At 72.0% G+C, this 8,837-nt stretch carries 6 protein-coding genes; 3 read left to right on the top strand and 3 right to left on the bottom strand.

The genetic code is table 11. The features are described from left to right. Positions 1–1,466: AMP-binding protein (locus tag ACWDN5_RS45270; protein ID WP_449680621.1), on the bottom strand; the 1,466-nt coding region annotated here is incomplete at its 3' end. A gap of 357 nt (positions 1,467–1,823) precedes the next feature. Here ACWDN5_RS45270 and ACWDN5_RS45265 point away from each other — a divergent pair. Then, a complete protein-coding gene (locus tag ACWDN5_RS45265) occupies positions 1,824–2,669 on the top strand; it encodes a hypothetical protein (RefSeq protein WP_449680620.1) in 846 nt (281 codons plus the stop codon). Between the two features lie 42 nt (positions 2,670–2,711). Here the strand turns inward: ACWDN5_RS45265 and ACWDN5_RS45260 are convergent, their stop codons facing one another. After that, positions 2,712–5,786 (bottom strand): glycoside hydrolase family 2 TIM barrel-domain containing protein, encoded by a 3,075-nt coding sequence (locus ACWDN5_RS45260; protein WP_449680619.1) that lies wholly within the window; start codon positions 5,784–5,786, stop codon positions 2,712–2,714. Between the two features lie 155 nt (positions 5,787–5,941). Here ACWDN5_RS45260 and ACWDN5_RS45255 point away from each other — a divergent pair, with 155 nt between their 5' ends. Next, complete coding sequence (locus ACWDN5_RS45255) at positions 5,942–6,730, top strand: enoyl-CoA hydratase-related protein (protein WP_310977215.1); 789 nt, start codon at positions 5,942–5,944, stop codon at positions 6,728–6,730. Between the two features lie 30 nt (positions 6,731–6,760). Further along, positions 6,761–7,267 carry a dihydrofolate reductase family protein gene (locus ACWDN5_RS45250; RefSeq protein WP_449680618.1) on the top strand — a complete coding sequence of 169 codons (507 nt, stop codon included), beginning with the start codon at positions 6,761–6,763 and terminating at the stop codon, positions 7,265–7,267. 4 nt (positions 7,268–7,271) lie between these two features. Here the strand turns inward: ACWDN5_RS45250 and ACWDN5_RS45245 are convergent, their stop codons facing one another. Continuing rightward, complete coding sequence (locus ACWDN5_RS45245; RefSeq protein ID WP_449680617.1) at positions 7,272–8,675, bottom strand: serine hydrolase domain-containing protein; 1,404 nt, start codon at positions 8,673–8,675, stop codon at positions 7,272–7,274. Between the last annotated feature and the right edge of the window lie 162 nt (positions 8,676–8,837).

Here is an 8,837-nt window from a genome sequence, read left to right as displayed (position 1 = left end):
GCCTGCTCGACCACGCTCGCCGGCCCGAAAGCGACCACCGACGCCCCGGAACGCGCCGCGAACAGCTCGCCGTCGCGCGGCCAGACCTTGAAGCCGGACGCGTTGATCATGTCCTTCTTGCGGTCGACGACGTAGACCCAGCCGCGTTCGTCCATGAAGCCGATGTCACCGGTGAGCAGCCGCCCGCCGGGCAGCGCCTCGGCGGTGGCCTCCGGGCGGTTCCAGTAGCCCGAAACGACCATCGGACCCTCGACGGCGATCTCGCCCGCCTGGCCGGGCGGCAGCTCTTCGCCGTTCTCGCCGAGGATCCGGACGATGGTGTCCGGCACCGGCAGGCCGATCGAGATGGTGCCGGATTCCGGGTCGATCGGTGCTTCGAGGGTGCCGGGGACGACGACGCAGCCCGCGGTGGTTTCGGTGAGGCCGTAGCCGTTGTGGATGTAGTGCCCGGTCTTCGCCCGGAAGGCCTCGACGACGGCGGGCGGCAGCGCGGCACCGCCGGAGTACAGCAGCGCGAACGAGTCGAAGTGCGCACGGCTGAACGACGGGTGCGCCATCAGCGCCATGTAGGCCGTCGACGGCCCCACCGTGTACGACGGCTTGTGCTCGAGGAAGGCGTCGAGCACGACGCCCGGCTCGAAGCGGTAGGCCAGCGCCAAGGTGCCCTCGATGTCGATCGCGGAGCCGAGCTCGCAGACCATGCCGGTGATGTGGAACAGCGGCGCGAGCCCGAACAGCGTCGACCCCGCCGGCAGGCCGCTGAAGGAGCCGAGGCCCGCGGCGTTGGTGCCGATGTTGCCGTGGGTGTTGGTGGCGCCCTTCGGCGTGCCGCTGGTGCCGGAGGTGTAACTGATCAGCGCGGTGTCGTCGAGGGCGAAGGCGGGCTCCGGCGGCTTCGGGCCCGGCGTCGCCGCGGCTTCGAGGAGCTCGGTCGCGCCCGGCGTCTCCTCCCGCTCGACCTTGGCCAGGACGCGCTCGTCGTCGCGGGTCTGGAACTCGAGTTCGCTGGTGGTGAGCGCGATGCCGACGCCGTTCGCGGCCGCCGTCTCGCCGATGTAGGCGTTCCAGCCGCGCTGCGAGCAGACGACCGCCTTGACCCCGGCGTCGGTGAACACGTGCGTGAGCTCGCGCTCGCGGTACATCGGGTTGACCGGCACCACGATCCCGCCGGCCTTCCACGCGCCGAGCAGGGCGATCACGAACTGCGGGATGTTCTGCAGCACCAGGGCGAGCCGGTCGCCGCGGGCGAAGCCGTGGGCCACCAGGTACCGCGCGACGCCGTCGGAGAGCTCGTCGACCTCGCGGTAGCTCAGCCGCGCGTCGAAGTACGCGATCGCCGCTCGGTCCGGGACGTGGTCCACGGCCCGGCGGAACGACTCGGGCAAGGTCGTCGGCTTCGCCGGTTCCGCGTCCCGCACCCGTTCGTCGTAGCTCGCGAGCCAAGGCTTCGCGTCGTACCAGCTCATCCAGCGACCTCCGTTGGACACCGACCGGTCGGTATGGCGACGCTAGGAGGACACGGCGGCCCGCGTCAAGCCCGCGCGCGCACGCCGGAATTGCGCACGACAATTCTCGTGTGCGCGGAACCATGCCAAAACAATGCGGCCAGATGCCGCCGTCACAGAGGTACACGTACCCCGGTTCGAAATGGTTCAGATCTTCTTTTCCGACCGGATCACACTGGACAAACCCCTGATCGGGAGGTCACCATGGTCGTCGGCGACCAGATTGGTCCGCCCCATCCGAATACTCCGCCGTATCCCCCGAAGACGGCGGAGCACCCATATGTTCACGCTAACTCAATCACGAAAACGGAGTCATTCATGCCTGCTTCCGGTGGACGACACCGCCTATCCAAGCGGACGAAGATCGCGACCGGGGTCTTCGCCCTCGCGATCGCGGGCGGAGCGCTGGCCGTCGCCACGACCTTCGGCGACCCCGGCGCCGCCAACGCCGCCTCGGGCGGCCAGGCGGCGGTCGGCCAGATCAGCTGTCCCGACGTGGCGAGCAAGCTCCCGGCCATCCCCGCGCAAGCGCAGGCCGAGGTGCAGCGCAACCTGGAGCTGCTGAACACCCAGATCAACGAAGCCAACAACCGGCTCCGCACGAGCGTCGGCCAGGGCGGCCCGAACTTCGTCCAGAACGCCATCCTCGGCCCCCTGGCGGACAAGCGGAAGTCCACGATCGACCGCATCGCCATCTCGATCGGGCGCCGGGCCGAGAAGCCCCAGGGCCTCGACAGCCTGGCCACCTGCGCGGTGGGCGGCGCCGGTGCCGCCGCTCCGGCACCGGCCCAGGGAACCGGCAACGGCGGCCAGAACGGCAGCACCGGGAACAGCGGCCAGAACGGGAACCAGGGGAACACCGGCAACGCCGGCGGAGCCGGCAAGATCTCCTGCCCGGACGTGGCGAGCCGGCTGCCCGCCATCCCCGCCCAGGCCCAGGCGGAGGTGCAGCGCAACCTCGAACTGCTGAACACCCAGATCGACGAAGCCAACAACCGCCTGCGGACGACCGTCGGCCAAGGCGGCCCCAACTTCGTCCAGAACGCCATCCTCGGCCCGCTGGAGGACAAGCGGGTGGCGACGATCAACCGGATCGCCACCGCCATCGGCCGCAACGCGGCCAAGCCGCAGGGACTCGACGCGCTCGCGCCCTGCAGCCGGTGACCACCGCGGTCCGGCGGGGGGTGCGCCCCGCCGGGCCCGCGGTCACCGGGCCAGCAACGCGCTGATCCGCAGGAAGCCCGTCGCGGTCATCGTCACCCGCACCTCCGTGGTGACGACCGGATCGAATGCGAACGACGTCGGGTCGTTCGAGCCGGTCCCCCACGTGATCCGCAGGTTCCGCACCGGCTCGAGCCCCCGGGCCGTGCGGTGGGTGACTTCGACGGCGACCGGCCGCGCCAGCTTCGCGTCCACCACGAAGTTCGCCGTCACGGCGCTGATCCGCTGGGCCGACGGCCAGGCCAGGGACACCCAGTCCTCGGCGCGCGGCCGGCTCACCGCGGCCAGCGTCGACGTCGCCTGCTTGACGTACTGATTGGACCAGCCGGTGGCCGGGTTCCCGTCCAGCATCGCGGCCGGCAGCGTGTCCGGGGCGCCCGAGTAGCTCGCGTCCGCGGTCGAGACGACCGCGGCCACCGGGACCTCGACCGCCCGCGCTCCCGGCCCGTTGCGCTGCCCGAGGGACGTGCCGGGCAGGGTGAGCTTCCCCGGCGTCAGCCCCGGGGCGCTCGCCGTCACGGTGATCGGCCCGCGGCCGCCGGTCGCCGCGACGACGGCGACGGCCAGCCCCTTGAACGCCGGGATCGTCGGCTGCTGGTAGCTCTGGGCGAGTTCCTGCCGTCCGTTGTCGACGCCGGCGACCCGGCCGGGTCCGGCGACGGTGAACCGCAGCACCGGCCCGTCTCCGGGCACGACGACCCCGTGGGCGTCCACGACCGACGCCGTCACGAACGTCATCGCCCCGGCCACCACCCGGCCGCCGGGCTCGTCCACCCGCAGCCGGATCGCGCGCGGCGGGCCGGCCGTGACGAGCTCGTCGCGGGCCACCTCGCGGCCGCCGGACCGGGCGATCGCGGTCAGCGTGCCGGGCGCGAAGGGCACGGTCCAGGTCAGGTGCAGCTTGCCGGTGCTGCCGTTCGGGCTGGTGTAGCTGCCGGAGGGGTCGTTCTTGTCGTCGCCGGCCGGTTCGGTCGTCTCCAGGTATGGGCGTCCGTCCACAGTGGTCTTGCGGTCGAACTTCCGCACACCCAGGGACTTCCCGTTGAGCACCAGCTCGACGGTGTCCACAGTGGAATAGACCCACACCGCGACGGGCTCGCCGGGCCGGTGGTTCGTCCAGTCCATCGGGGTCAGGTGCACCATCGGCGCGGTGGTCCACTGGCTGCGGAAGAGGTGGAAGGCGTCCTTGGGCAGGCCGGCGCTGTCGACCGCGCCGAAGAAGGACGTCTTGACCGGGAAGAAGTCGTACGGCGTCGGCTCGCCGAGGTAGTCCTGGCCCGACCAGAGGAACTGGCCCTGGCAGAACTTCCGGTCGCGGTCCTTCTTCAGCGAGTACTCCCCGCTGAAGGTCCACGAAGCCAGGTTGTTGTCGTAGGACGACGTCGCCCGCTTGCCCGGCGTGTGGTTCTCGCCGGTGTTGAGCAGATCGGGTTCCTGGTAGACCCCGCGCGTCGAGGTCTCCGACGACGATTCCGACTCGAAGAAGAACTTGTCCGGGTATTGCCGGTGCAGCCCGTCGATGGACTGGGCGGTGTTGTAGTTGACGCCGAGGCCGTCGAGCTGCTTCAGGATGAGGTCCTGCGGCGAGCCCGGCGCCGGCACGCCGCGGTAGCGGTCGGAGCCCATGACGACCGGCCGGGTGGTGTCGATCGCCCGGACCGCGGCGATCAGCCCGGCCGCGATCTCCGGGCCGCCCGCCATCGACGCGTCCGGTACCTCGTTGCCGATCGACCACAGCACGACCGCGGGCGAGTTCTTGGCCGCGTGCACCATTTCGGCGATGTCGCGCGCGCTCCACTCGTCGAAGTCGTGGTGGTAGTCGTATTCGAGCTTGCCGGTCCGCCAGCAGTCGAAGGCCTCGACCATCATGACGATCCCGAGCCGTTCGCAGACCGTGACCAGCTGCGGGTCCGGCGGGTTGTGCGCGGTCCGCAGCGCGTTGACGCCCATCGCGAGCATCAGCCGCATCTGGTGTTCCAGCGCGGCGGGGTCGATCACCGCGCCCAGCGCGCCCTGGCTGGAGTGCAGGTTGACCCCGCGCAGCTTCATCGGCTCGCCGTTGAGCGAGAACCCGTGGTCCGGGTGGAATTCGGTGTAGCGGAAGCCGAAGTCGGCGGTGGTCGTGTCGAGCACGCGCCCGGCGACGACGACGTCGGTGCGCAGCCGGTACAGCTTGGCTGCGCCGATCGACCACAGCTGGGGCTTCTCGACCCGCAACCCGGTCACCGCCGTCGTCGTCCGCCCGCCGGGGACCGCCACGGTCGTCGACCCGTTCGCGACGACCCGGCCCGCCGGGTCGGTGATCGTGGTGCGCACCTGCGCGGTGACCGCGGTGCCGGAGTCGTTGACGACGTCGGTGGTCACCCGCACGGTGCCCCGTCCGGCGGCGATGTCCGGGGTGGTGACGAACGTGCCGTGCCGGGCCACGTGCACCGGCTCGGTGACGACCAGGCGGACGCGGCGGTGGATCCCGCTGCCGGAGTACCAGCGGCTGCTGGGCAGCGGGTTGGTGGCGCGCACGGCGAGGACGTTCGGCGTCCGCCCGTCGGTGTGCAGCCGGCCGGTGAGGTCGAAGGCGAACCCGGTATAGGCGTACGGGTGGTTGCCGAGCAGCTCGCCGTTCAGGTACACGTGGGCGTCGGAATAGACGCCGTCGAACTCGACCGACACGCGCCGGCCGGCCGGCGACGGCGGGACCGTGAACGCCTTGCGGTACCAGCCGAGGCCGCCGCGGAAGAAGCCGGACCCGCTGCTGGTGCCCCGGTCCGTCGGCGGGAGCTCGATGCTCCAGTCGTGCGGGAGGTCGACGACCTGCCACCCCGAGTCGTCGAAGCCGGGTTCCGGGGCGTCGGCGAAGCGGCCACCGGGATCGGTGACGCCGTCGGGATTGGCCAGTGCGAACCGCCAGCCGGCCGTGAAATCGCTTTCCCGGGCCGCGCCCGGCTGCGCGAGCGCGTCGGCGGCCCGGGCGACCGGCGCGACGGCCGTCACGGCGACGGCGGCACCCGCCCCACCCAGCACGACCCGTCTGCGGAGACCGCTCGGTTCTTCTTGCGACATCGGGCGAGCCCCTTCCAGCGCGGCGATGTGCGGGCGGAAAGCACTATGGCACAGAGGTTTCCGGACAATCAAAGGGTTCGACATTTTCGAACCCGGTCCTCGACAGTCACCCGAGCGACCGCTTAGTATGGTGCCCCGAACTCGAGGAGGCGGCGATGTCCACTGTGGATGGTGTCCGGTACGAGGCGGACGGCGCGGTCGCGACGTGCACGTTCGACCGGCCGGCCTCGAGCAACGCGATGGACGTGCCGATGCAGGCCCGCTACGGCGCCCTGCTGCGGCAGGCGGACGCCGACCCGGCGATTCGCGCGGTCGTCGTCACCGGGGCGGGCCGGGCCTTCTGCCCCGGCGCCGACCTGGGCCTGCTGGACAAGATCGCCACGCGGCCGCCGCTCGAGGACAACTTCCGGGACGTCTTGGTGGCCGCGGCGGTGGGCGTCCCGGTGGTCGCGGCGATCAACGGCGGCTGCGCCGGCCTGGGGTTCGTCATCGCGTGCTCGGCGGACGTCCGGTTCGCCGCCGCGGGCGCGAAGTTCACCACCGCGTTCGCCCGCCGCGGCCTGATCGCCGAGTACGGCATCGCCAAGCTGCTCCCGGAGCTGGTCGGCCAGGGCCGGGCCCGGGACCTGCTGCTGTCCGGGCGGACGTTCACCGCGGAGGACGCCCTCGGCTACGGCCTGGTCCAGGAGGTCGTCCCGCCCGGCGAGCTGCAGCTGCGCGCGCACGCGTACGCGACCGAGCTGGCGACCTACAGCGCACCGCGGTCGATGGCCGTGATGAAGCGGCAGTTCGCGCACGAGGCGTCGCTGCCGCTTCCGGAGGCCGCCCGCTCGGCCACGGAGCTGATGCTCGAGTCGTTCGGCCGCCCGGAGCTGGCCGAGGGGCTGGCCAGCTGGAACGAGCGCCGCCCGCCGCGGTTCCCGCCGGCTCCCGCCGACCGATGAATTTCCGCGTCGCCGGGCGTCAGTAGGGGCATGGCCAAACTGCTCTACGCGTTCAGCTGCTCGATCGACGGCTTCATCGCCGGCCCGGGCGGAGACATGTCCTGGCTGACGCCGTACCTGGGGCCGCCACCGGTGGACGTGGTCCCCCGCATCGGCGCCCTCCTGGTGGGCCGCCACACCTTCGACGGCGACGACCCGCACCGCGGCGGCCCGGGCGAGGGGAAGGCGTTCGGGGGCGGCTGGGAGGGGCCGCAGTTCGTGCTGACCCACCGTCCGGCCGACCCGGTGCCCGGGGTGACGTTCCTGGGCGACCTGGGTGCGGCGGTCTCGGCCGCCAAGGCGGCAGCCGGGGACAAGTACGTCAACGTGCTCGGCGCCGACGTCGCCCGGCAGTGCCTGGAGGCCGGGGTGCTGGACGAGGTGCTGGCCCTGCCGGTGCCGGTGCTGCTGGGCAGCGGGGTCCGGATCTTCTCGCGGGTCGGCCCTCCGGTGCGGCTGTCCGAGGTCGGTCCGTGCTGGTACCGGGTGGATTCCTGAGGGCTCACGCGACCTTCGGCGCGGCCCGCATGCCGATGTAGGCGCAGGCGGTGCCGTCGGCCAGGGTGGCGAACACGACCGGCAGCCAATCGTCGCTGAAGGCGCCGTCCGCGCGGCCGGCGTACACGTCCTCCGACACCGCGATGAGGTCCGACTCGATGGGCGGGGCCAGCCCGGCCATGCCGTCGACGAACGCGTACCGCAGGTGGGCCACGCCGGCGCGCTCGGAAACGGTGATCTCCACGCCTTCGCGCCGGTAGACGCCGGCGCGATCGCCGAGGGCGGCCGGTACCGGCTGGGCGGGCGGGCCGAACGGTTCGGGCATGCGGACGCCGGCAAGTTCGTACAGGAGCTCGCGGACCAGGCCGGAGTAGAGCCGGCGAGCGCCGCCGCCGTTGGTGAGCAGCACGACGGCGACGCCGGCGTCCGGTGCGACGCGGAGGAAGCCGTACTGGCCGATGGTCGCGCCGTCGTGGCCGAAGCCGGGGGTGCCGTCCCAGTCGTAGAGCGTCCAGCCCAGGCCCCAGCCGTCGGAATCGACCGTCCACTTGTCGGGGCAGCCGGTCTCGCGGTGCCGCATCGCGTCGGTGGTTTCCTTGCGCAGCAACCGGGTTCCGTCCGGGGCGACCCCGCCGTCGAGGTGCATCCGGGCCAGCCGCAGGACGTCGGCCGCGGTGGCGCACAGCACACCGCCGTACGGGCCGGCCGAGCGCGGCAGCGGGTTCCACACCGGCGCCGGATCGGGGTCGGCGCCCCCTTCGCCGAGGTGGCCCATCGCGGCCCGGAACCGGAGGACGTCTTCGGGCAGCGTCACCGTGTGGGTGAGACCCAGTGGTGCGCAGAGCCGCTCCTGGAGCGCGGTGTCCCAGGTCTGGCCGGTGAGCACCTCGACGATCCGGCCGAGCACGTTGTAGCCGACGCTGCTGTAGGAGATCGCCATCCCGGGCGGGCAGTCGAGCGGGACGTCGCGCGCGGCCTCGACGTAGGCGGCGAGACAGTCGTCGCCGCGGCCGGTGTCGCGGGTGAAGTCGCAGGTGAGCCCGCTGGTGTGCGAGAGCAGCTGACGTGCGGTGATCGTCTCCGACGCGGCTGGATCGGCGACGGTGAAGCCGGGCAGGACGTCGCGGACCGGGGCGTCGAGGTCGAGCCGGCCTTCTTCGGCCAGCTGCAGCACGAGCGTCGCGGTGTGGATCTTGGTGATGGAGCCGACCTGGAACACCGAGTCGGTCGTCGCCGCGACCCCGGTGCCCCGGTGCAGCACCCCGGAGGCGAGTTCGTGGACCTCGCCCCCGGCGAGCACCGCCAGGGTCGCGCCGGGGACGTGGTGGGCGGCGCGGAGCTCGTCGAAGCGGCGCTGCCAGTGGTCACGGTCGAAAGTCGCGGCTTCTGCGTACACTGTTCCGGTCATGCGAACACTGTACGCATGCTGGTTCGCCGTGCGCAAGGGCGCACGGCGTGCGCTACGGTGACGTGCCGGAAGGAATCTGAATGACCGTGTCAAGCCGCAGCGGTAGCGGGTTGTGGCGCGGCTGGGGTGAAGGTCCGCCCGTCGCGCAGCAGGGCCCAGAGC

The organism is Amycolatopsis sp. NPDC003731 (assembly GCF_053586895.1).
Note: the sequence above shows the minus strand (reverse complement) of the source record. Positions and strands in the feature narration are given on the sequence as shown.